Genomic DNA, 22,260 nt, shown 5'->3' on the forward strand with positions numbered 1-22,260 from the left:
CACAGGAAAGTGGTATCCTACGCCGAGGGGTCAGCCTGCCCGGCCACGATATCGGTGGTAGAGATGAGACCGACGACTGTGCCGTCGTCGTCGACAACTGGAAGATGACTAATTCCGTGTGTTGCCATCGTTTCCGCGGCCGCAGTGACTGTCTCCTCCTGTGAGATAGCGTGGACGTCAGTCGTCATCCACTCTGCAACTGGGTCCGCAGTCGCCCCTGGGCCGGCGGTGGCAACCTCGATGAAATCTGTCGAGGTGAGGATTCCGGCGGGCTGGCACTCCTCGTCGATGACGACGATAGATTTGATCTCCTGGTCGAGCATTGCGTTGCCGACATCGCCGACGCGGTCATCGTCGTTGACGGTCAGTACCGGGTCGGTCATCAACTCGTGGACTGGCGTGTCGTCCATACTATCGGTGAGTAGTTGTCAGAGGGCTTAAATCATGTCCTGACTCTCACTCGATGCCGGCCGTGGGCCAACCCGGGTGATTAACCACGGGGCGGGTGTACCGTGACGTATGAGTACGCGACAGCCAGTCGTCGTAAGCGCAGTCAGGACACCGCAAGGAAAACAGGGCGGCGTCTTCGCCGAAACAGGGAGCGAAGAACTCTCGGTCCCACTCGTCGAGGAGATGGTCGACCAGACCGGAATCGACCCCGAGGACGTCGATGATGTCCGGTGGGGCTGTGCGAAACAGGTGAACGAGCAGAGCAACAATATTGCCCGCGTCATTGCGATGCTCGCCCTCGAAGAGTCTGTGCCAGGGACGACCATCGACCGACTCTGTGCGTCCTCGGCCGAGGCAATCATGAGCGGAGCCGACCAGATTCGAGCCGGAACGCGCGATATCATCGTCGCTGGTGGCGTCGAGAATATGTCTCGCAACGAGCGCCGGAAAGGAATCGATTCCTACGAGGGAATCGCACAGCAGTACGACGTCGACGGACTCGCAATGGGGATGACCGCCGAGAAGGTCGCACAGGAGTTCGAGATTCCGAGAGCACGGCAGGACGAGTACGGCGCACGGTCCCAGCAACGGGCCTGCGCGGCGACCGAAGCAGGGAAATTCGACGAGGAAATTCTCCCCATCGAGACGGACGACGGGACCGTGAGTGAAGACGAGGGGTTACGGCCGGGGACGACGGCGGAGGGAATCGGCAAGCTCCCACCGGCATTCGAGGAAGACGGAACAGTGACCGCCGCCAACGCCTCACAGATTTCTGATGGTGCTGCCGGGCTTTTGCTTGTGGCACGAGAAGTTGCCGAGGAACACGGCCTCGAAATCATGGCGAGTATCGAGGGTCACAACGTCGCCGGCGTCGACCCGACGATGATGGGCGTTGGCCCGGTGCCGGCAGTGCGGGGCATCTGGGCGGAGAACGGTCGCTCGGCCGAGGAGTACGACCTCGTCGAACTGAACGAAGCCTTCGCCAGCCAGACGCTGTACTGTCAGGACGAACTCGGGTTTGCTGACGAGCAGTTCAACGTCAACGGCGGCGCAATCGCCATCGGCCACCCGCTCGGCGCCAGCGGCGCTCGACTCCCCGTGACGCTGATTCACGAACTCCAGCGCCAGGGTGGCGGACTCGGACTGTCGACAATGTGCGTCGGCTACGGGCAGGGCGCGGCCATCGAGTTCCGAGTGTAGGCACTCGCGTCGTCGGGAAAGCGTTGCCGCGTGGTTTCATTTATGATACTCGAACCGAGGAATTAATACTGGTTTAGGAGAGTCACACAAATATTACCATGGTTAGCCTGTTCAGTGGATTATTTAACAGAGACAGTGGCGGAGACGACAGCGGGCCGAGCTCAGGCGACCGGTCACCGGAACCGGACGGGGGAGTAGCCGCCGAGTCGATTCCACGGGCGGCGCTGGAATCACAGTACGACGGATTAGACGAGGAGACACTGACCGCCCACCAGACACAGTTATCAAGATCGACGGACGGAGAGGCGACAGCCGAGGTAGTCGGCGACCTCGCCCGCGCACAGGCCGCAGCGGGCGTCGACGCGGCGACGTACGCCGGTTCCTACCAACTCGCTGTCGAGGCCGCGCTGGACCGGGCGTTCGATGCCATCGAGTCGGGAACGCCGGTCGAGGAGGCTCGTGAACAGGCCAAGGCAAACGTCGAGTCGACGGTAGACAGCCTACAGACGGGGCTGGCGGCGTTCGACGACGGCGTTGCTGTCGACGAGGTCATCAAGGCCTTCCCGATGTCTGCAATTCTTATCGGCGCGGACCACAGTGTCCTCTCCTACACCGGACGGCTGATGGGGTTGGACGACAACCATTCGGAGTTTCTCGGACAGGACTGCCGGGAGAGTCTCGCCGTCGCAACCTACACCGACAAAGACCGCGCCAACACCCTCGCCGACAAGGTGGTCGAAAACCCCTACGACGCAGACGAGGCCTGGGACGTCGAGCGAACCGACGACGACAACCGACTGGTCGATTTCCCGGTCTACCGCGACACGAGCGTCACCAACACCGACGACGGACTGGATACCCACATCGAGTTCGTCGCCGTCCCGATTTTCGACGACGACGGCGACCTGAAGGCCGTCTTCGAGCTCATCGAAGACCGCTCTGAGGAGGTCGCCCGCGAGCGAGAGATGGTCGAGCTCATCGAAGAGGTGAGTGCGACGCTCTCGGCCATCGGCAACGGAAACCTCGGTGCGCGCGTCGAGTACGAGGACGAAAACGGCCACATCGACGACGGACTGGTTGGACTGTCGAGCGATGTCAACGAGATGGCCGACTCCTTCGAGGAACTCATCGAAGATGTCACCCGCGAGACGGGCGAACTCGAAGCGTCTATCGAGCAGTTGACCGACGCGGCCGAACGAATCGACGGCAAGGTAAGCGAACAAAACAGCTCACTCGGGGAAATCGGCCGGGAAATCGAGAACGTCTCCGCGACGATGGAGGAGGTTGCGGCCAACGCCAGCGAGGTGACAGAGGCCGCCGAACGTGCCAAACGGACGACGGATGCCGGTGTCGACGCCGGCGAGGACGCCCGCGAGGCGACGACGGCGGTCCGGGACGAAACCGAGGAACTGGTCGAGACAGTCGAAGAACTCGGCACGAAGATGGACGAGATTAGCGAAGTCGTCGAGATTATCGGCGACATCGCCGAGCAGACGAACATGCTCGCGCTGAACGCCAACATCGAAGCGGCTCGCGCCGACCAGAGCGGCGACGGCTTCGCAGTCGTCGCAGACGAGGTGAAGACACTGGCGACCGAAACCCAGCAACACGCCGACGATATCGCCGCCCGTGTCGAGGAAATCGAGCGCCACGCCGAGCGGACCATCGATGGCGCAGAGAGTTCCTACGAGCGTGTCGACACCGCCGCCGAGCAAATCGACGAGGTTCTCGATTCGCTGCAGGCTATCGCGGGCGAAGTCGACGACGCAGTGACGGGCATCTCAGAGGTCGCAGACGCCAACGACGACCAGGCTGCCCGAATCGAGGAGGTGGCGGCGACAGTCGACCAGGTACAGGACCGGGCCGACGAGGTAGTCGAGACTACCGACGACGTGGTGCAAGCCGCCGACAACCAGAAAGACGTGGCGGCAGACCTCTCGGCGACGATCGACGAACTGCGGTAATCAGGCGTCTTCGTCGCGAATCTTGAACTTCTGGACCTTGCCAGTCGTGGTTCGGGGCAGTTCCTCGACGAAGTGGACCTCACGCGGGTGTTTGTACTCCGCGAGCGTGTCCAGGCAGTACTGTTTGATGTCCTCGGGCGTCGCTTCGGCGTCCGGCGTCGGAACGACGTAGGCGACAGGAATCTCGCCACGGCGGTCGTCCGGGATGCCGACGACGGCGGCGTCGGCGATGTCTTCGTGCTCGAAGAGCAGTTCCTCAATCTCCCGGGGATAGACGTTGTAGCCGCCGGTGACGATCATGTGTTTCTCTCGGTCGACGACGAAGAAGAAGTCGTCTTCGTCCCAGTAACAGACGTCGCCGGTGTGGAACCACGTCGTCCCGTCTTCTTCGGTGAATGCCTGCTCGTTAGCCTCGGGAAGGCCGGCGTAGCCCTGCATGACGTTCGGACCGGAGACGACGAGTTCGCCCGTAATCTCGTCGAGGTCGGCCTCTTCTTCGTCTATTGGCCCTTCCTCGACGCGGGGCATCGTCTCGAAGTTCGGACCGACAACCTTGGCGTCGACGCCGTCGAGCGGCCGGCCAATCGAGCCCTTCCGGCGGGCTGCCGGGGTGTTGGCGTGCGTGACCGGCGACGTTTCGGTCAGGCCGTAGCCCTCGTTGAGCTGGACGCCGTAGAGGTCCTCGAACCGTTCGAGCACTTCGACCGGGAGGCTGGCACCGCCGGAGTTGGTGAACCGAAGTGAGTCGAAGTTGTACTCCTCGGCGGTAGGCTGGTTGATCATGTCGTTGAACATCGCGGGGACACCGAACATGATGCTGATTCCCTCGTCTTCGAGCAGGTCCATCACCATCGGCGCGTCCCACTCGGGGATGGGGTAGTAGGTGCCGCCAGCGTACATCGAACCGTTCATCACGACGCTCATGCCGTAGATGTGGAACAGGGGGAGGACGCCGAGCAGTTTGTCGTCAGGCTGGATTTCGTTGGGAATAACACCGGCGTTCGTCCGAGTGGTCCAGCCGAGGTTGTGATGCGTCAAGAGAACGCCTTTTGGCGTCCCGGTGGTTCCCGAGGTGTAGGGCTGGACGGCAATATCGTCGTCCGCTCGGTCAACGATATCAGCGGCCTCGTCGGCGAGGAAGTCGTTGAACTCCGTTGCGCCGTCGACATCAGCACCGACACTGATGACCTCGTGGACGTCGGTGTCGTCGAGTACGTCGAGCACTTCTGGGACGTTGTCTGCAAGCGAGACGACAGCTTCGGCACCACTGTCGGCAAGCAGGTGGCTGATCTCTCGGGCTTTGTACTGTGGGTTCATCGGAACGACGACGCCGCCCGCGCGGAGCGTCCCGTAGAACGCAGTCACGAACTGCGGGAGGTTCGGGAGGTAAATGCCGACACGGTCTCCCGCCTCGATGCCGCTGTCGTGCAAGGCCTGCGCGAACTGGCCTGCGCGGGTCCAAAACTGGTCGTAGGTGAGTTCAGTCCCCTCGTAGACGATTGCTGGCGAGTCCGGATGCTCCTCGACAGTTTCGCCGACATCTGTAACGAGATTTGTCATACGGTCGTTGGTCGTCGTAAACCGTCAAAAGAATTGCGCCTTGTATTTTCCAGTGGTAACGTCTTCGAGTCCTGCGAGTGCCAGAACAAACTGCCGACGACTGCTCAGGGACTCTGGTCACCCCAGACTGCGGATTCGACGCGGCCTGGTGCACCATCTGACTTGAAGTAATCACAGTGGTTGCTGACCGAATTGGTCACGTCGACGGTCGTGAGGTTGTCCGGCGCGTTCGAGCACTGGACACCTTCTGCACCGAGGCCTTCTCCGTCAGGTGTCCACCAGAGCAGGTCTGCCCAGAGCTCGTGCAGCGTCCCGACCGCCTCGTCGGAGCCCGAATAGAAGGCGTAGGCGTTGTCTGGAACGTATTCGATGCTATCGTGGTAGTGGAAGATGCGGTCACCACTCTCCCAGCGGTCACAGACGAACCGCTGGTGGTCTGCCGGTCCAACGGTGACAACGTTGCCAATTCGGTCGTACTCCCACCACGGAAGCTCTTCCTGGAGCCGATTGAGCATGTTGAAACAGGCACGGCCACCAAGCGAGTGGCCGACGACGTTCACTTTTGTCCAGCCGTTCTCGTCCCAGAGTTCGTCGATCAGCCAATCTGCAAGTTTCTCTCCGTACTCCGCCGCCCGGTCCCACGCCTCCGTGTAGGTGAGCGTGGTTGCAGGCCACTTCGCAGAGAGGAAATCGCCATCGAAGTAGATGTTATTCGCGAGCGATTGCCCCTGTTCGGCAGCGAGACCATCGGACCCGAAGCCGTGGACGTAGATACAGACAGAATCAGAGAGTCCACTCACGTCGAACTGCGCGTCGTAGTCGCCCCACCACGGGTCGAGGTCGACGACGTCAAAGCCGTCACCGCTCGGCCACCCGGTGAGACACTCGCCCAGTTCGAGATAGTCTCCAATCTCTTTGTCTTCCTCGTCTTCGTCGTAGGCGGCGCCTGTCCCCGTGGCAGCGGTCGCGCCAGCGGCCCCCACCGCGGCGGTCGCTGTCGTCTTCAGAATCTTACGTCGAGAGAGCTCACCCTCTGTCTGCTCATTTGCATCCCCAGTCCCCCTTTGGTTGTCATTGTTTCCCACCATGACAACAGTGGCCACCGAGCATCAGAGTATAAATCTTTCTAAAAAATTGTAAATTATAGCCGATATTTCTACCATTTCGTAACACTATTTCGGAAAAAGGACTATTGAATGAGATTTGAGAGTGGCAATCAGTGCTGACTCGGCGGCGTCGCGTTCGTGGTTCCCCAACCCCCCACTATCGACTCGTTGTTGTGAGTTTGTTCTGTACATTCGTGTGTGAGGGATTATTAATAAAACATGTGGCCGGTGTAGTAACAGAAGTGTGTCACCACAACCCTCATCAAGAGGAGCATATATGTACGTGCAATCCGATATATCTCATATGCTGGATTTTGTACAGCTTGAGGAGGATCTCGACCAAGAGGAGCGAATGATCCGGGACACGGCCCGAGAGTTCGTCGAGGAACACGTGAAACCGGACATTGGGCAACACTACGAGCAGGGGACGTTCCCGAAGGAGATAATCAAGGAGATGGGTGAGCTGGGCTTTTATGCACCAAATTTGGAGGGATACGGCTCACCGAACGTCTCGGAGACGGCCTACGGACTCCTGATGCAGGAACTGGAGGCCGCTGACTCGGGGGTGCGCTCGATGGCCTCAGTGCAGGGGGCACTGGTCATGTACCCAATTCACGCCTACGGCAGCGAAGCACAGAAAGAGGAGTGGTTGCCAAAACTCGGCGAGGGAGACGCCGTCGGCTGTTTCGGACTGACCGAACCCGAACACGGCTCGAACCCATCGGCGATGGAAACCCGGGCAGAACGCTCGGAGGGCGGCTACGTTCTCAACGGCTCGAAGACGTGGATTACGAACTCGCCAATTTCGGACGTGGCGGTCGTCTGGGCGCGCGACAGGTCTGTCGACGACAACCCAGTGCGCGGGTTCCTCGTCGAAACCGACCGTGACGGCGTCACGACGAACAAGATCGACGACAAACTTTCGCTGCGGGCGTCGATTACTGGCGAGATAAGCCTCAACGACGTCGAAATCCCAGAAGAAAACCTCCTTCCGGGTGTCGAGGGAATGAAAGGGCCGCTGGGTTGCCTCACCCAGGCCCGCTACGGAATCGCGTGGGGCGCAATCGGCGCTGCACGGGACTGTTTCGAGGTTGCCCGCCAGTACGCGACCGACCGCGAGCAGTTCGACACGCCAATCGGCAAGTTCCAGCTCCAGCAGCGCAAGTTCGCGGAGATGGCCACCCAGATTACGCTCGCACAACTGCTTGCCTACCGACTGGCCGACCTGAAAGAGGAAGGTCGACTGACGCCACAGCACGTCTCGATGGCAAAACGAAACAACGTGCGCATGGCGCGTAACCAATCTCGCATCGCTCGGGAAATCCTCGGCGGCAACGGAATCACCACCGACTACTCGCCGATGCGCCACATGCAGAATCTGGAGACTGTCTACACCTACGAGGGGACCCACGACATCCACACGCTCATCCTCGGCGAGGAGCTGACTGGCTTCCAGGCGTACTTCTAGCTCGCTGCGCTTTCTCTTCGAGTTCGTCCATCTCGAACACGCTGTTGCACTTCGATTCAGAACGAACTCTGCACAGAATTACAATATTGTTTAGTATGACAGCGTTACGACTAGTAGGACCGCGGGAGGTCCAACGTGTGTTCGGCGATGTGGTTTCGCATCATCTCTGTCGACCCGGGCGCGACCCGACCGAGGCGAGTGCCTTTCCACATCTCGATGACGCCGTAATCTCGGCTGAACCCGTTTCCGCCGTGGACCTGCACAGCAACGTCAGTAGCCTCGTGTGCAGCCTCTGATGCCCGCAGTTTTGCCATATTCGAGATTTCTGCAACTTCCTTGGGGTCGACGTTGGTATCCATCATCCACGCGGCCTTTCGGACGAGCATATTCGCGGCTTCGAGTTTCGAGTACGACTCCGCAATTGGGTGCTGGACTGCCTGATGGGCACCGATTGGCTGGTCGAAGACTTCCCGATTGCGTGCGTAGTCGGCGGCCCGTTCGAGTGCTGCGTAGCCGGTGCCGACTGCGCCTGCTGCGCCGACGAGTCGCTCCGGATTTACGGTATCGAACAACTGATACAATCCCATTCCTTTCGTTCCGATTATATCTTCTTCGGCGGCTTCGTAGCCGTCCAACGAAAGCTCGAACTGTCGTTCCGGCGTCGGGATGCCCGTGTCCAGTTCCCGGAGTTCGATGGCGTCGTCGCTCGGGTCAGCGAGGAACAGCGTAATCCCCGAGGTGCGCTTCTCGACATCGTCGAGCGGCGTGGTGCGAGCAATCAACAGCATCTTGTCGGCGCGGTCGGCACCGCTGATCCACTGTTTGCTCCCGGTGATTTCGTAGCCATCCTCAGTCTCCTCGGCGAACGTACTCATGTTCGGCGCGTTGTGGCCCGCGTTGGGTTCGGTCAGCGCCATACAGAAGTTCATCTCGCCGTCTGCCAGTTTCGGAAGATACTCTGATTTCTGCTCGTCAGAGCCGTGTTTCGTGAGCGTAATCGCACCGAAGACGATGTTGACCACGAACAGCATCTCCGAGCCGAAACAGCCCTCTCTCGTCAGTTCCTCGACGATAGCCGACAGCTCTGTCACGCCCATCCCTTCCCCGCCGTATTCCTGTGGGACTGTCGTTCCAAGGAACCCGACGTCGGCACACTCCTGCCAGAACTCTGTCGGTTCGCGTTTCTCCGGACCAGTCACCGCCCGCCAGTAGTCGTCGTCATACCCTGCTGCAACCTCGCGGGCTGTTTCCCGGATCATTCGTTCAGTTTCCCCTTCCCCAAAGGCGCCTGTGTCTTGTGACACCGTCATACATATCTAACGGACCCCCACGAGTATAAATACCACAGTGAGTTAGCTGAGATGTTCGGCGGGCAGCCACGGACAAGTCCGGACAATTATAATTCTGCGGTGCGCGGTAGCAGACGCATGACACGGTACTACGAGGACTACGAAATTGGCGACACGCGAGCGTTCGGCGAGCGGACGGTGAGCAAAGAAGAGATAATCGAATTCGCCGAGAAATACGACCCACAGCCGTTTCATACCGACGAAGAGGCTGCCAAGGATACGATGTTCAACGGGCTTGCCGCGAGTGGCTGGCACACCGCCGCCATCTGTATGCGAATGTACGTCGAGCATATGATCGACGACGCGTCGCAGGGGGCGCGTGGTGTCGACGAACTCCGCTGGATAAAGCCGGTCCGCCCGGGCGACACGCTCACCGCCGAGAGTGAAGTTGTCGACAAATATCCCGATGAAGACAATCCCTACATCGGCTACGTCGACTCACGTCTGACCGCCTACAATCAGGACGACGAGGCCGTCATCAGCTGGATTGGACTCGGAATCATCGAACGCGAAGCGGCCGCGGAGTAGCACGCGGACCCTGCGGAGGCACAAGTATCAAACACCCTCTCGGTCAACTACCACTATCTCGCGATGACAGCCTCCGAATCACAGTCGCGCCGCCAGACCTACAGTATGCTTTCGTGGTTCGGAGCACTCGGCGTCGGCGCTTCACTCTCCGTTGCCGGCCAGTACTTCGAGTACTGGCTCCGAGAGAACGACCCGTCAGGGTACCCGCTGGTCGAGCTGTTCATCGAGCATCCGGTCGAGATGCTCGCCAGAAAGCCAGCGCTGATGGCAAGTGAGCCGGTGCTGAGTATCGTTCTCTCTGGGGTCGTACTCGCGACGCTCTGTCTGCGCCTGTGGCTCTTTGCCGTTTCGGGGTACTACCGACAGTGTTGGGTCGAGTACCTGCGAACGCACAGCGAGTAGTTACACCGCCTCGGTTTCGTTCGCCTGTGGCTCGCTGAGGCGGTCTTCGGTCACTCTGACGATCCGGCTCGCGAGGAAGACACAGGCAAATGCCAGCGCGATACCGGCAATGACATCGATCAGCCAGTGGATGCCCAAAATCATCGTCGCCAAGACGATTCCCGTCGAAACGACAGCAGTTATCTTGAACCAGCGGGGCTGAATGTGGCGAGTCTGCCACGCGAACAACAACACGATCACCGACAGCGAGGTGTGCAGTGAAGGGAAGACGTCAGTGTTCTCTGAAACAACACTCGTCAGGTCGGCCGTCGACGGGTAGAACTGGTACATGAGTCCGTCGACGTGTTTCGTGACGTAAATTCGCGGCCCGACAGCCACAAAAAACGTGTAAAAGACTGCACCGGCAGCATAGTTGAGGATGTACGCCACGAGCAGTTCTTTCAGTGGCCGCATCGCCGGCGTGAGGATGTAAACCACGATCGGCGCGACCAGCAGGAACGCAAACCCAAACATGTAGAAGCCCGAGAAGACGGGAACGAGAAACTCGGGCGTCGCGTTCTGGATAACTTCGACGAACAGCCCTTCAATCTGGTAGATTGTTCGGGTGATTTCGACGCCAATCTCTTCGGAGATGCGCTGGCTCGGACCCTGCGTGAAGCGTCGGATCACGAAGAAGACGCCAGCGAGGACGAGATACGGTGCGAGGTCGGAGAGCCGTGAGTCGTAATTCTGGCGGGCGTTTCTGACCTGCTCGGGAGTAAGGCAGACGGTACAGGTAGCGATGATACCAGTGAGGACGACGACGCCCACAAGGAGGGAAACTGACAGGAACGACATACCAATTCTGTTTACTCGGTGGATAAAATATTCTTTCGTTTCGGCATCCGGGTGTACTGACAGAACGGCCCCCCCACAGCACTCTGCTCCCAAAGCATAACAGCGTCCTCGTCAAATCGACAGGTGATGCGACTGTTTAGGATGGCATCGTCAGACGCCACAATAGATTCAGTTACGACCGAGTTCTTCAGCGGAATTATCGCTGCAATCCCGAACGTGCTGTCTGGCATCCTCTTTCTCGTCCTGTCCTACGTCAGTATCAAGCTGATCCTTGCGGTGGTACGTGGCATACTGAGTCGGGTGTATCCCGAGAGTCAGACGTTGATTGTCGACCTGCAGGTGGTTGTCGTTGGCCTGTTCCTGTGGTTCGGGGCCGCACTTGCGCTGCTGAAAATCGTTGGCCTGGGGGAAGTCGCTGCCAGTCTCGGGACCGCTGCCGGGTTTATCGGCCTCGGTATCGCCTTTGCCCTCAAAGAGATGATTGCAGATACGGTCGCTGGCGTCTACCTGCTCCGGGACGAGGATTTCAACATCGGTGACAGCGTGAATACGGCGTCGGTGTCGGGAACGATTCGACGGATCGACCTGCGGAAAACCCGAATCGAAGCCGACAACGGCGACCTGATCGTGCTCGCAAACCGCGACGTCGAAAAGAAGTGGGTGCAGGAATCCGAAAGTCGTTCCGACGACTACTCGTAGGCGGGTTACGGAACCAGTGGCCGGATTGTGAACCACGGTCGGAGCAAAGCTCTTCTCTCGTTCAAATCCGTCCGAGATGTCTCTCACGCCTCACAGTTGCTCGGCGAGAAGAGCCAGGGGCCGGATTTGAACCGGCGATGATCCGCTCTGCAGGCGGACGCGTTCGGCCAGACTCTGCCACCCTGGCGCATACGTACGTGCGCGTCGAAATTGCTTAAGCCCGTCGGATACCCGCAGGGATGCGTATGTGACTCACACTCCGAGTAGATTTAATACCACATCCCTCATGTGAACAAAATGAATACTGAGGTGTCACAGATGACTGCCATCCCACTCACCCGGCCTGCTACGAAAAATAGCGCCGGGTCCGGATTTTTGCCGGGATGGCAGGTCATCGCGACGCTGGCACACCCGGTCGGACTAATTCCGGCCTGACGCCCGAATAACCGTCACCCGGTTGGAGTACCCAGCCGGGGTGGTGAACGCGGGCCGTTTTCGACGACGACACGACCAGGAAGCGACGGTTCCCGTCGTCCCCGGTCGAACAAAAGCTCTGGAGCGACAGCACCAGCCAGCGACAGCCCCCCGGTTCGTCACCGGCGCTGGTCGTTATGATGGATATCAGACTCTACCGCAGAGCAAGAAAACACGCACAGCCACACTCAGACCGCCGCGAGCGCGAGCGCGCTCGCCACGCGCGGTATCGACGATAACGCGAGCGGTGTGGACCGGTTCGGGCGTTCGACTCGCCCCTCGCGTCGTATGAGCACACCCGATGTTCCCGGCATGACACGCACGAGACACTGGAGGGCAGACGTTGCGGTTCGTGTCCCCTGTGAGAGCGAGCGGACTCTCGCCGACGCGGCGGCCAGGCGCATCGAAACACCTGCCGAAGTCGAGACTGCTGAAGTCCAGACCGTTGTCGGGCTGAAACCGACGCTCTCGGCAACTATCGTCACCATCCGCGTCGAACTCCGGACAGTCGATGCGTACTGCGAACGGACAGTCGAGTCCGCACTGCAGGATGCCCCCGGTGCCGAACAGGTACAGTCAGTAACACCGGACGAGTGAGCGTCGACAGAACGTAAGGAGGATTGTGGGTGTACTGGCGATGAACTGGCTGATAGCAGGCTCTCCCTGTCGAAGAGTTAGGAGTCGACTGGCCAGAGCACGCCGATGCAGGCGGGCTCGTTGCTGTACTGAATCGTTCCACCATGGAGTTCGACGGTCACGGACGGCCCGTCACCGTACTGGCCGGTAAACGTCCGGTCGAACGAGTGGCACCCGTCGTGGGCTGACAGCTCCGAGAGCGTCTCGCTTGCTGAGGCCGTCCCAGCGAGCGTGTCGGGAGACTCGCCGAGCAGGTCCGAGCGCAGACAGTCGAAAATTTCGGCCAGTTGCTCGTTCGCGTAGACAACCTCCCCATCCTGAACGACAAACACGCCGGCGATACCGCGTTCGACGAGTTGGTGATACCACGAAAGTGCGTCCCAGAACTGCTGTTGTGAGCGGTAGCGGTCGACGGCGTTGCGGATGCGGTTGGCGAGCACCTCGTACTGCTCGGTGTTCGTCTCCTTCTGCATGTACTCAGTGACGCCCGCAGAAATTGCCTCGCTAGCAACCTCTTCGCTGCCCTTGGCAGTGTAGAGAATAAAGGGAATATCGGGGAACTGCTCTCTAACGAGTTCGAGAAATTCCAGCCCGTCTGTCTGTGGCATGTCGTAATCACTCACGATACAGTCGAACTCCCCGTCTCGGAGCTGGTTGAGACCTTCCACAGCCGTCGTCTCACCAGTAACCCAAAACGCGTCGTCGGTCCGTTCGAGGAATTCACCCGTCAGCTCGACAATCTGCGGGTCGTCGTCGACGTGGAGGACACGAATCTCCGCAGGTTCGTCGACAGTGGCGGCCGGAATCGCGAATTCGAGCGGTTCGTCCTCCAGTTGCCCTGGACTCTCGTTACGGAGCAGCGGCGATTGCTCTCGGGTAGCACGACGGCTCCCCCGCAACACCGACCGCGAGAGCGTCCAGCGGTCACGCATACCGCCACCCTCCGAGACCTTCGACGACTCTGCACCGACAGGCTGGTTCTGTGCCGAGCATTTGAACGTGTATGCCTTGCAAGGCCAAAATTATAATTATTCCCCCGCGAGTATCGGTGCCGAAAGCGGAACAGGCAGCCAGGGATAGCCGCTTGGCTACGGAACCCCTGCTGTGTGCGTGACAGGTCAGTTCGTTAATATTACGTCGGCAAAAGTTGTACTTAAGCGTTTACTATATCTAATATTACGTTAAATTTAATTTAAAACGCGAGAAACAGAGAAGTGTATCATGTCAGATACTACTACGGCGGAGTTCCTGAAGGAACACCCACGACTGCTCGCTGCACTGTGCGGACTAACTGCCCTGCTGGCTCAGGCCGGGCCTGTTGCTGCGAATGGGAGTGCGATTAGCGGGCCGTAATCAAACGGTTCGTTCTGTACTCAAAGGTCTTTGAAAGACACTGAACTGCTCCAAGTTAATTCGCTGTTAATCCGAACCGGAACGTTATCCAGTTCTAAAAAGTGAGAGAGTTCCTTTTCTGAAATCGAGATATTACCGGTATGGCCTGGAATCAAAAAGTACAGGTTGCCAAGCGACTCGATCACAGGGGTATAAATAGTTCCTAGCCCCGCAGTATCGGTAGCAAACAGCAGTATGTTAATTTTGTATTTATTACCATCAGGCGTTATGTCGACGAGGTTTGGAGTACGGCTCACCGATTGGGTAACAGCCACTCCGCCGTCACCAACAACGATATACTGACCGCCCAAGATACTTTCCTCGCGTGCAATAGTCAGCGCGGAGCGGAGAGGAAAGCCAGTATTCAGCAGTTTCGCGATCAACTCACCGACAGAGACGGCCTCGTTGCTGATGATGTCAGCAAGCGTGACGATGCCACTGATGGCTCCTGCTTCGACGAGCGCAACACCTTGGTGGTACGAACGACAGGCATTAAGCAGAAAGGCGTCAACGCCCGTCGATTCTAACTCTGCTGCGTCGAGTTTTCCGTCAGTACACTCGAAGCCATCAGCGTCAGTGTGTCCAATATAGTGTAGGAAGTCACACTCATTTTGAAGTGTCTCACGGAGTTCCTCGACAGTCAGGTTACGCCGGACCGAAACGTCGAACGGCAGTTCTTCGCGGTCCCCGTAGGCGTCGTCGACGAGGTCACGCTCTTCGTCCATCCGGGTATCGTTCAGGACGATGGTAATCGAGATGTCGCCGGTTTTGACATCGCGGTCCAGTCGATTCTCGAACGCCGTTGTCATGAGCTTGCTTGCTCCAATGGGAACGCCGTCACCAATCCAGCCCTGTTCTAGCGAATCCGTCGGTTCGAACTGGATATACGGCTGTTGGTTGGTGTGGCTGCCCCGAGTTTGTGCTGAGCGGGTTAGGACAGACGATCTATCTTTGTTATTGACCACATTGAGCGACGGCTCAGTCCGGGTGGGGCCCTGGACAGAACGAACGACCGCGAGATCATCAACGACAAACGGAATCTGTTCAACAGACTGAGCCGTCGGTTCGGCGTGGGCGACGAGTCGCCACCGCGGAACTTGAGATTCTACCCGTTCGTACGGCACATCAAGGTACGAATGATTGCGGTCTGCGATGGGCTGATCGTACAGGTCCGCCCAGTTGAGGTCAACCACGTCGTCAAGTTGCTCACGCTCGGACAGCGAGACATCGTAGAACCCCTCAGTTCGTGTGATACAGTCGAGGAGGAATGTCTGTTTCAGCGTCTGTTCGACGGCAGCCTCGAATTTCTCGAATCCGAAGTCCGTGACAGTGCCGTGGTCTGTCCGCAGATGTGGTCGCTCGCCGGGGACCACGTCTGCTCCGAGGTAGTATGCGAGTGGCGCGACCGGATAGACGTACTCCAACGATGGCGGCACGACAATTTCGATTCCGGTATCCGGTGGCTCCAACTCCGATGGGATGTCGAGGCTATCACCGAGTTCAATACGCGGTGGATGACCACGGAGTGTCGGAAAGGACCGTTCTGGGCTTGTCGATTTCAACGCCGAGCCGAACTGACTCAGTGCTTCCATCACATCTCTCGGGGACTCAGAGGTTGTTATTGTAGCTGCGGGACGAGTGTGTCGAGAGCGAAACCCAATATTGACACTCTGTGATTCGGGGAACTCGACGGTTACACCGAACAGTTCGGCATTGATATTGAGTGGGCCGGTAACTTCTATGTACGTCTTTATTTGTGTACTGAGGTCAAGACTGTACGAACCTGCTGGCAGAGACTGGCTGTCGAGATGTTCGACTTCGGTGACCATATCTCCATCACGGTTACGAACGATGACACTCACTGGATTTGAAAGCGTAATCGAAGTCGTTTCGAGAGAAATAGCTTCGGTAACAGGAAAGAGAAACTCCTCAGTCGAAACTGGGGACGGCGAGACAGACTCGGGCGTCTGCAGCTGGTACCGGACCTGTTCGATCCGGTCGATGATTTCGACGCCCGGAAGTTCTGGGCGAGAGTGCGCAGCGAGAATCGGCCCGTTGTCTGCCATTTGGAGGTATGTGCGTACTGTTTGCATCCGGCGACAAAATACTATCGCACGCTCAACGACGGTTCGAAATACAAATACCCCTCGACTAGTGTCGTCACTAGTCGAAGGGTGATGAAGTGGTTCCAGAAGATGGAACCGGTATGAATGGAGGCGGCGAACCGAGTTTCCCAGAGACTCTCGTACTCCAGTACTCACCGGAACGCTGGCGGGCTTAACTTCCGTGTTCGGGATGGGTACGGGTGTAAACCCCGCCGCTATGGCCGCCTTAACGCCGACTTGCGGTGTCGAACCGCGTCTTGCCTGTAGTCGGTGTCGGCCGATGTGCAATCCGTGTATACGTGCGATCCAGTTAACGCCTGGACTCGTTGATCGAGTCAATGCGGTATGAATGGTGGCTTCAATCTGTTAGTGCTCGTGGGCTGAACGTCTCGTTGCCTCGACGCGTACACCCCAAGTCTATCGATCTTGTCTTAGACAAGTGATTTCAGCGGTGCCTCTTTTCCAGGTGGGTTTCGAGCTTAGATGCGTTCAGCTCTTACCCCGTGTGGCGTAGCTTCCCAGCAACACTCTCTCGAATGACTGGTACACCAGTGGCCACCAACCGTAGTTCCTCTCGTACTATACGGTCGTTCCCGTCAGGCACCAAACACCCCCAATAGATAGCAGCCGACCTGTCTCACGACGGTCTAAACCCAGCTCACGACCTCCTTTAATAGGCGAACAACCTCACCCTTGCCCGCTTCTGCACGGGCAGGATGGAGGGAACCGACATCGAGGTAGCAAGCCACTCGGTCGATATGTGCTCTTGCGAGTGACGACTCTGTTATCCCTAGGGTAGCTTTTCTGTCATTTATGGCCCGCATCAAGCGGGTGCATAAGTTCGCTAGACCACGCTTTCGCGTCAGCGTTCCTCGTTAGGAAGAACACTGTCAAGCCACCTTTTGCTCTTGCGCTCTCCGGCGAGTTTCCGACTCGCCTGAGGTGGCCTTGGGGCGCGCTCGATATCTTTTCAAGCGCGTACCGCCCCAGTCAAACTGCCCGGCTACCGGTGTCCTCCTCCCGGAGTGAGAGTCGCAGTCACTGACGGGTAGTGTTTCATGTGTGTCTGGGCGCCACGCTAGCGCGTGGGCCTCGGTAACGACTCCTACCTACACTGCACATCAGCGACCACGTCTCAGCGACAGCCTGCAGTAAAGCTCCATAGGGTCTTCGCTTCCCCTTGGGGGTCTCCAGACTCCGCACTGGAATGTATGGTTCACCGGGCCCAACGTTGGGACAGTGACGCTCTCGTTAATCCATTCATGCAAGCCGCTACTGAAGCGGCAAGGTACTACGCTACCTTAAGAGGGTCATAGTTACCCCCGCCGTTGACGGGTCCTTCGTCCTATTGTACTAGGTGTTCAGATACCCGCACTGGGCAGGATTCAGTGACCGTACGAGTCCTTGCGGATTTGCGGTCACCTATGTTGTTATTAGACAGTCGGAGCGTCCGAGTCACTGAGACCTGCTCGTTTCCCGAGCAGGCATCCCTTCTTCCGAAGGTACGGGACTAACTTGCCGAATTCCCTAACGTCGGTTGTTCCCGACAGGCCTAGGCTTTCGCCGCCATGGGCACCTGTGTCGGATCTTGGTACGGACACAGTACTCACCTTTTCACGGGCTCTAGGTTGAACCGACTTTCGCTATCCTGCCGTTCGTCCGCTTCGTGCCATTACGGCTTCCACGGATTTGGACAGTTAGACCGGGCGAAGGCCCGGTTCGGTCGACCCCAGAGCGTCGGCTTTCACTGTACTGTGGCACTGGAATATTAACCAGTTTCCCTTTTGTGATACGCGAGTTACGATATCACTTAGGATCGGCTAACCCTCAGTTGACGAACAGTGCTGAGGAACCCTTGCCCTTTCGGCCGTCAGGATTCTAACCCGACTTTCGCTGCTACTACAACCAGGATTTGCGTCACCACGCGGTCCATACGAACTCTAGTCCGTACTTCCACCCACGCGGAGCGCCGACCTACGCAACCACCCTGTAACGGGTGCGGCTAGGTATCGGTGGTGGATTTGAGCCCCGATCATTTTGGGCGCCTCGAACCTCGGCCGGTAAGCTGTTACGCTTTTCTTAGAGGGTAGCTGCTTCTAAGCTCACCTCCCGGCTGTTTAGGGCTCGAGACAACCTTCGATCGCACTTAATCCACACTTTGGGACCTTAACCCAGCGCTGGGTTGTCTCCCTTATGGTACACAGGCTTACCCCGCGCACCGGACTCCCCGCGTCAAAAGCGTCCATGAGTTCGGAGTTTGACAACCGCGCCGACCTCTCTCGAGGGCGGACACGGTAATCAGTCACTCTACCTCACAGACTACCTCGGCGGAGGTCATGCTTCGACATGTTTCGGTCGGAACCAGCTGTTGCCGGACTCGATGGGCCTTTCACCCCTATACGTAGATTACGAGAGGGTATTGTAGGACACCAACTCTAGCAGGCCTCCACATGACTTTCGCCATGCTTCACCTTACCCACGCATAGATCGTCCGGATTCGGGTCGTGCCCATTTGACTCCCCGCGCTTGAACACGGCGGCCCTCGGGCAAAGCCCTGCGGCCATGTTGGTTTCCCTGCGCCTACCCCGATAATCGGGTTAGGCTCGCCAAATAAGCACACTCCCTGGTCCGTTTTTCAAAACGTACGACGGAACATCGGCTTCTCGTGAGTCCTACTGCAGCCTCGCGGCTGTGTCGTTTATCACGAGACCTTGTATGCCCCGTCGCTCAATCGCCGTCTGATTTCAGGCCCTATTTCACCTCCCGTTGGAGGATACTTTTCAGCGTTCGCTCGCGCTACTTGTTCACTATCGGTCTCGGAGAGTGTTTAGCTTTAGCAGTCGATGCCTGCCATATTCACATGGGATTTCCAACCCATGCTACTCCGGAACTAACTCACACTGTACTTACTGTCAGTACGGGGCTTTCACCCTGTTTCGCGCCCCGTTCCAGGGGACTTCGTGACGGTGTTCGAGTGATGATCGCTAGCCCTTACACCACATTGGTCGTAAGACCTTCAGTTTGAGCTGTGTCGCGTTCACCCGCAGTTACTAACGACATCACATTGCGTTTTCTCTTCCTGCCGGTACTGAGATGTTTCAGTTCCCGGCGTTCCCCATTGCGCGAAGCAATTGCGGTGGGGATTCCCATTCGGAAATCTCTGGTTCTACGCCTCCGTGCGGCTCCCCAGAGCTTTTCGCAGCTTGGCACGTCCTTCGTCGGCTTCCGAGCCGAGCCATTCACCAGACGGCATAGCAGCCACTGTAGTGACTCGATGAACGAGTCCAGTGGACGTCTGGATCGCACGTACACACGGTGTCATATACAAGCCCCTGTGCGGGGGGCGTGCATCGACCCTTCCCAACCACGGTTGCCCGGGATGGTGCATCGGTTCTCCGTACCCGGATTGAGTGTCTTGCCCCACTTAAGGGACACGACTTCGCTCGGGTACGGGACATGGACCCACTGGGATTTGAACCCAGGGCCTCCGCCTTGCAAAGGCGGCGCTCTGCCACTGAGCTATGGGCCCGTCCGCATTCGTTAGCTCTGGTAGTTCTTCGGTGCCCGATCGATCGGGTGTGTGTGCCAAACGCCTCCGTGGAGATGCGAGGCATCTCCGTGAAAGTGGGCTGGGCGCTACGGCCCAGTCCCGGTCTGTGGAGGTGATCCAGCCGCAGATTCCCCTACGGCTACCTTGTTACGACTTAAGCCCCCTTGCGAAGCCCAGATTCGACCATCGTGCGATGGCCTCATCCGGACCTCACTCGGGTGCTTTGACGGGCGGTGTGTGCAAGGAGCAGGGACGTATTCGCCGCGCGCTAATGACACGCGACTACTACCGAATCCAGCTTCATGAGGGCGAGTTTCAGCCCTCAATCCGAACTACGACCGCGTTTAGGGGATTAGCGTTCCCTCTCGGGATAGCTTCCCATTGTCACGGCCATTGTAGCCCGCGTGTTGCCCGGCACATTCGGGGCATACTGACCTACCGTTGCCCGTTCCTTCCTCCGCTTTAGCAGCGGCAGTCCTTCTAGTGTACCCAACCACCAATGGTGTTGCTGGCAACTAGAAGTGCGGGTCTCGCTCGTTGCCTGACTTAACAGGACGCCTCACGGTACGAGCTGACGGCGGCCATGCACCTCCTCTCAGTGGCTCCAGTAAGATCATCAACCTGACCTTCACTGCACACTGTCGGTGCCGGTGAGATTTCCGGCGTTGAGTCCAATTAAACCGCAGGCTCCTCCGGTTGTAGTGCTCCCCCGCCAATTCCTTTAAGTTTCATCCTTGCAGACGTACTTCCCAGGCGGTCCGCTTCACGGCTTCCCTACGGCACAGCGCAGGCTCGTAGCCTGCGCCACACCTAGCGGACATCGTTTACGGCCAGGACTACCCGGGTATCTAATCCGGTTCGAGACCCTGGCTTTCGTCCCTCACTGTCGGGTCCGTCCTCTCGAGGCGCTTTCGCCACCGGTGGTCCGTCCAGGATTACGGGATTTCACTCCTACCCCGGACGTACCCCTCGAGTCTTCCGGCCCCAAGCCAAACAGTTTTCGCTGGACGCCCACGCGTTGAGCGCGTGGATTTCCCAACGAACTTGCCTGGCCAGCTACGAACGCTTTAGGCCCAATAATATCGGCCATCACTTGTGCTGCCGGTATTACCGCGGCGGCTGGCACCGGTCTTGCCCAGCACTTGTTCCTGTACCACCTTACGGTACAGAAAAGCGAGGACTATATGCCCTCGCACTCGGAGTCCCCCTATCGCACTGTCGTGCAGTGTAAAGGTTTCGCGCCTGCTGCGCCCCGTAGGGCCCGGTATCTTGTCTCAGATACCGTCTCCGGGCTCTGACTCTCATCACCCGTACCGATTACTGGCACGGTGGGCCGTTACCCCACCGTCTACCTAATCGGCCGCAGCCACATCCTATGGCGCCGGAGCATTTCCAGCTTCCTGTAATTCCAGCGTGGAAGCTGTATCAGAGATTAGCCTCAGTTTCCCGAGAGTATCTCTGTCCATAGGGTAGTTTGGCCACGTGTTACTGAGCTATATGCCACGAGTATAAACTCGTACGACTAGCATGGCTAAGTCGGACTCCGATAGCAATGGCCTCCGGCAGGATCAACCGGAATGTGCCTCCCAAAGGGAGGCGGGAAGGCGGGTAACACACAATGAAGTGTGTTGCTATCGAATAAAGCTCGGCACACCCATATCCTATCGATCGGGTGTCACCGAACTACCAGAGCTAACATCAGATCCCATCTTGGCGGCGGACCGCAGGGGTGGAATCCTCATTTCCTTCGGACCAAATCGTAGACCACGTAGGGTCATAAACCCTTCGAGTTGGCCTCGGTTTCTGGTCCGGTGCGGCCGGGAAATCGACCCCGACCGAACCGCGCTTGCATACCATCCGAGTGCCCGTTATCACTTAAGGGCGTCGGAACGAACCTCCGCAGGTTCGCTCGGAATTGGATGGATTTGCAATCGACATTTCGATGGAGTACATCGAGATGTCTTCGCGGTCCGACGGGAGTGAACCCGCGCCGCGAGTGCATTCCAACCGAATGCCCGTTTACACTTAAGGGCGTCGGATTGGGTCTCCGTTGACCCAACCCGAGTCGGGTGGTTTTGCGCTTGCAATCCATCCGAGTGCCCATATATACTTAAGGCCATCGAACCGGCATTTCGGTGCCGGGCTCGGGTGGGATGTGCTCGAGACATCCAGGTGGAGAACACCGGATGCCTTCGCGGTTCGGCCGGCGTCGGCCCACGCCGCGAGTGCATTCAGTTTTGAGGGCAGGGTATAACTTAAGGCCGTCGAAGGGATTGCTCATCGGCAGGCCCTCGCACGGGAACTGCTCACGCCTGCGTTAAGTTCACATACCTCGAGTTGAAACAGGGGTTGCTACCGGGTGGACACACCACAGAGAACTGTCGCGCGGCCGGAGGCCAACCCCTCATCCCACGCAGTTGCGTCAGGTCCGGGTGGATGAGAGCCGCGCGTCTGGTGGTTGGCTGGGACGTATTTGTGTTCGGCGGTACTGGCTCGTTCACGCGCGGGCACGCGCAAGAGGTGGCCTGTCCGACGCTAAG

The 22,260-nt window shown here is 58.4% G+C and carries 16 protein-coding genes, 2 tRNA genes and 3 rRNA genes; 9 read left to right on the forward strand and 12 right to left on the reverse strand.

Annotated elements, in window-relative coordinates; translation table 11 throughout:
* Positions 1–17: 17 nt before the first annotated feature.
* Positions 18–410: a CBS domain-containing protein gene (locus tag ACMGFM_RS07710; RefSeq protein ID WP_436901880.1), complete on the reverse strand. Its 393-nt coding sequence runs from the start codon at positions 408–410 to the stop codon at positions 18–20.
* 109 nt (positions 411–519) lie between these two features.
* Here ACMGFM_RS07710 and ACMGFM_RS07715 point away from each other — a divergent pair, with 109 nt between their 5' ends.
* Both ACMGFM_RS07715 and ACMGFM_RS07720 read left to right on the forward strand, forming a co-directional pair.
* Complete coding sequence (locus tag ACMGFM_RS07715) at positions 520–1,650, forward strand: thiolase family protein (protein WP_436901881.1); 1,131 nt, start codon at positions 520–522, stop codon at positions 1,648–1,650.
* 98 nt (positions 1,651–1,748) lie between these two features.
* Positions 1,749–3,614: a methyl-accepting chemotaxis protein gene (locus tag ACMGFM_RS07720; RefSeq protein WP_436901882.1), complete on the forward strand. Its 1,866-nt coding sequence runs from the start codon at positions 1,749–1,751 to the stop codon at positions 3,612–3,614.
* On the opposite strand, the gene ACMGFM_RS07725 is transcribed toward ACMGFM_RS07720, so the two are convergent.
* Together ACMGFM_RS07725 and ACMGFM_RS07730 are read right to left on the reverse strand one after the other, a co-directional pair.
* Positions 3,615–5,174 (reverse strand): long-chain-fatty-acid--CoA ligase, encoded by a 1,560-nt coding sequence (locus ACMGFM_RS07725; RefSeq protein WP_436901883.1) that lies wholly within the window; start codon positions 5,172–5,174, stop codon positions 3,615–3,617. It lies immediately after the preceding gene.
* 104 nt (positions 5,175–5,278) lie between these two features.
* A complete protein-coding gene (locus ACMGFM_RS07730; protein ID WP_436901884.1) occupies positions 5,279–6,262 on the reverse strand; it encodes an alpha/beta fold hydrolase in 984 nt (327 codons plus the stop codon).
* A 322-nt stretch (positions 6,263–6,584) separates the two neighbouring features.
* Here ACMGFM_RS07730 and ACMGFM_RS07735 point away from each other — a divergent pair, with 322 nt between their 5' ends.
* A complete protein-coding gene (locus tag ACMGFM_RS07735; protein ID WP_436901885.1) occupies positions 6,585–7,748 on the forward strand; it encodes an acyl-CoA dehydrogenase family protein in 1,164 nt (387 codons plus the stop codon).
* A 110-nt stretch (positions 7,749–7,858) separates the two neighbouring features.
* On the opposite strand, the gene ACMGFM_RS07740 is transcribed toward ACMGFM_RS07735, so the two are convergent.
* Positions 7,859–9,058: an acyl-CoA dehydrogenase family protein gene (locus ACMGFM_RS07740; RefSeq protein WP_436901886.1), complete on the reverse strand. Its 1,200-nt coding sequence runs from the start codon at positions 9,056–9,058 to the stop codon at positions 7,859–7,861.
* A 117-nt stretch (positions 9,059–9,175) separates the two neighbouring features.
* On the opposite strand from ACMGFM_RS07740, the gene ACMGFM_RS07745 reads away from it, so the two are divergent.
* Both ACMGFM_RS07745 and ACMGFM_RS07750 read left to right on the forward strand, forming a co-directional pair.
* On the forward strand, positions 9,176–9,625 hold the full coding sequence (locus ACMGFM_RS07745; RefSeq protein WP_436901887.1) for a MaoC family dehydratase: 450 nt from the start codon (positions 9,176–9,178) through the stop codon (positions 9,623–9,625).
* Between the two features lie 63 nt (positions 9,626–9,688).
* Positions 9,689–10,027, forward strand: a complete 339-nt coding sequence (locus ACMGFM_RS07750; RefSeq protein ID WP_436901888.1) for a hypothetical protein — start codon at positions 9,689–9,691, stop codon at positions 10,025–10,027.
* On the opposite strand, the gene ACMGFM_RS07755 is transcribed toward ACMGFM_RS07750, so the two are convergent.
* Complete coding sequence (locus ACMGFM_RS07755; RefSeq protein WP_436901889.1) at positions 10,028–10,864, reverse strand: phosphatase PAP2 family protein; 837 nt, start codon at positions 10,862–10,864, stop codon at positions 10,028–10,030.
* A gap of 141 nt (positions 10,865–11,005) precedes the next feature.
* On the opposite strand from ACMGFM_RS07755, the gene ACMGFM_RS07760 reads away from it, so the two are divergent.
* Positions 11,006–11,563, forward strand: a complete 558-nt coding sequence (locus ACMGFM_RS07760) for a mechanosensitive ion channel domain-containing protein (RefSeq protein WP_436901890.1) — start codon at positions 11,006–11,008, stop codon at positions 11,561–11,563.
* A gap of 111 nt (positions 11,564–11,674) precedes the next feature.
* Here the strand turns inward: ACMGFM_RS07760 and ACMGFM_RS07765 are convergent.
* A tRNA-Cys gene (locus tag ACMGFM_RS07765) sits at positions 11,675–11,750 on the reverse strand.
* 110 nt (positions 11,751–11,860) lie between these two features.
* Between ACMGFM_RS07765 and ACMGFM_RS07770 the strand changes: the two genes are divergently transcribed.
* Together ACMGFM_RS07770 and ACMGFM_RS07775 are read left to right on the forward strand one after the other, a co-directional pair.
* The gene (locus ACMGFM_RS07770; protein WP_436901891.1) at positions 11,861–11,998 is read left to right on the forward strand and encodes a hypothetical protein; all 138 of its coding nucleotides are present in this window, start codon (positions 11,861–11,863) and stop codon (positions 11,996–11,998) included.
* A 327-nt stretch (positions 11,999–12,325) separates the two neighbouring features.
* Complete coding sequence (locus ACMGFM_RS07775) at positions 12,326–12,634, forward strand: hypothetical protein (protein WP_436901892.1); 309 nt, start codon at positions 12,326–12,328, stop codon at positions 12,632–12,634.
* 77 nt (positions 12,635–12,711) lie between these two features.
* Here the strand turns inward: ACMGFM_RS07775 and ACMGFM_RS07780 are convergent, their stop codons facing one another.
* Entirely contained in the window at positions 12,712–13,605 is an 894-nt protein-coding gene (locus tag ACMGFM_RS07780; protein ID WP_436901893.1) for a response regulator, read from the reverse strand.
* A 289-nt stretch (positions 13,606–13,894) separates the two neighbouring features.
* Between ACMGFM_RS07780 and ACMGFM_RS07785 the strand changes: the two genes are divergently transcribed.
* Positions 13,895–14,026: a DUF7503 family protein gene (locus ACMGFM_RS07785; protein ID WP_436901894.1), complete on the forward strand. Its 132-nt coding sequence runs from the start codon at positions 13,895–13,897 to the stop codon at positions 14,024–14,026.
* A gap of 20 nt (positions 14,027–14,046) precedes the next feature.
* Here the strand turns inward: ACMGFM_RS07785 and ACMGFM_RS07790 are convergent, their stop codons facing one another.
* The 5 genes from ACMGFM_RS07790 to ACMGFM_RS07810 form a co-directional block, all read right to left on the reverse strand.
* Positions 14,047–16,131: a CHAT domain-containing protein gene (locus ACMGFM_RS07790; RefSeq protein ID WP_436901895.1), complete on the reverse strand. Its 2,085-nt coding sequence runs from the start codon at positions 16,129–16,131 to the stop codon at positions 14,047–14,049.
* Between the two features lie 145 nt (positions 16,132–16,276).
* Positions 16,277–16,399, reverse strand: a 5S ribosomal RNA gene (rrf, locus tag ACMGFM_RS07795).
* Positions 16,400–16,517: 118 nt separating this feature from the next.
* Positions 16,518–19,437: ribosomal RNA gene (locus tag ACMGFM_RS07800) — 23S ribosomal RNA — on the reverse strand.
* Between the two features lie 190 nt (positions 19,438–19,627).
* Positions 19,628–19,699 (reverse strand) — tRNA-Ala (locus ACMGFM_RS07805).
* Positions 19,700–19,827: 128 nt separating this feature from the next.
* Positions 19,828–21,299: ribosomal RNA gene (locus ACMGFM_RS07810) — 16S ribosomal RNA — on the reverse strand.
* Together the 16S, 23S and 5S rRNA genes with 1 tRNA gene alongside form the textbook arrangement of a ribosomal RNA operon.
* Positions 21,300–22,260 lie beyond the last annotated feature (961 nt).

Source organism: Halovenus halobia (assembly GCF_051414135.1).
Lineage (GTDB): Archaea > Halobacteriota > Halobacteria > Halobacteriales > Haloarculaceae > Halovenus > Halovenus halobia.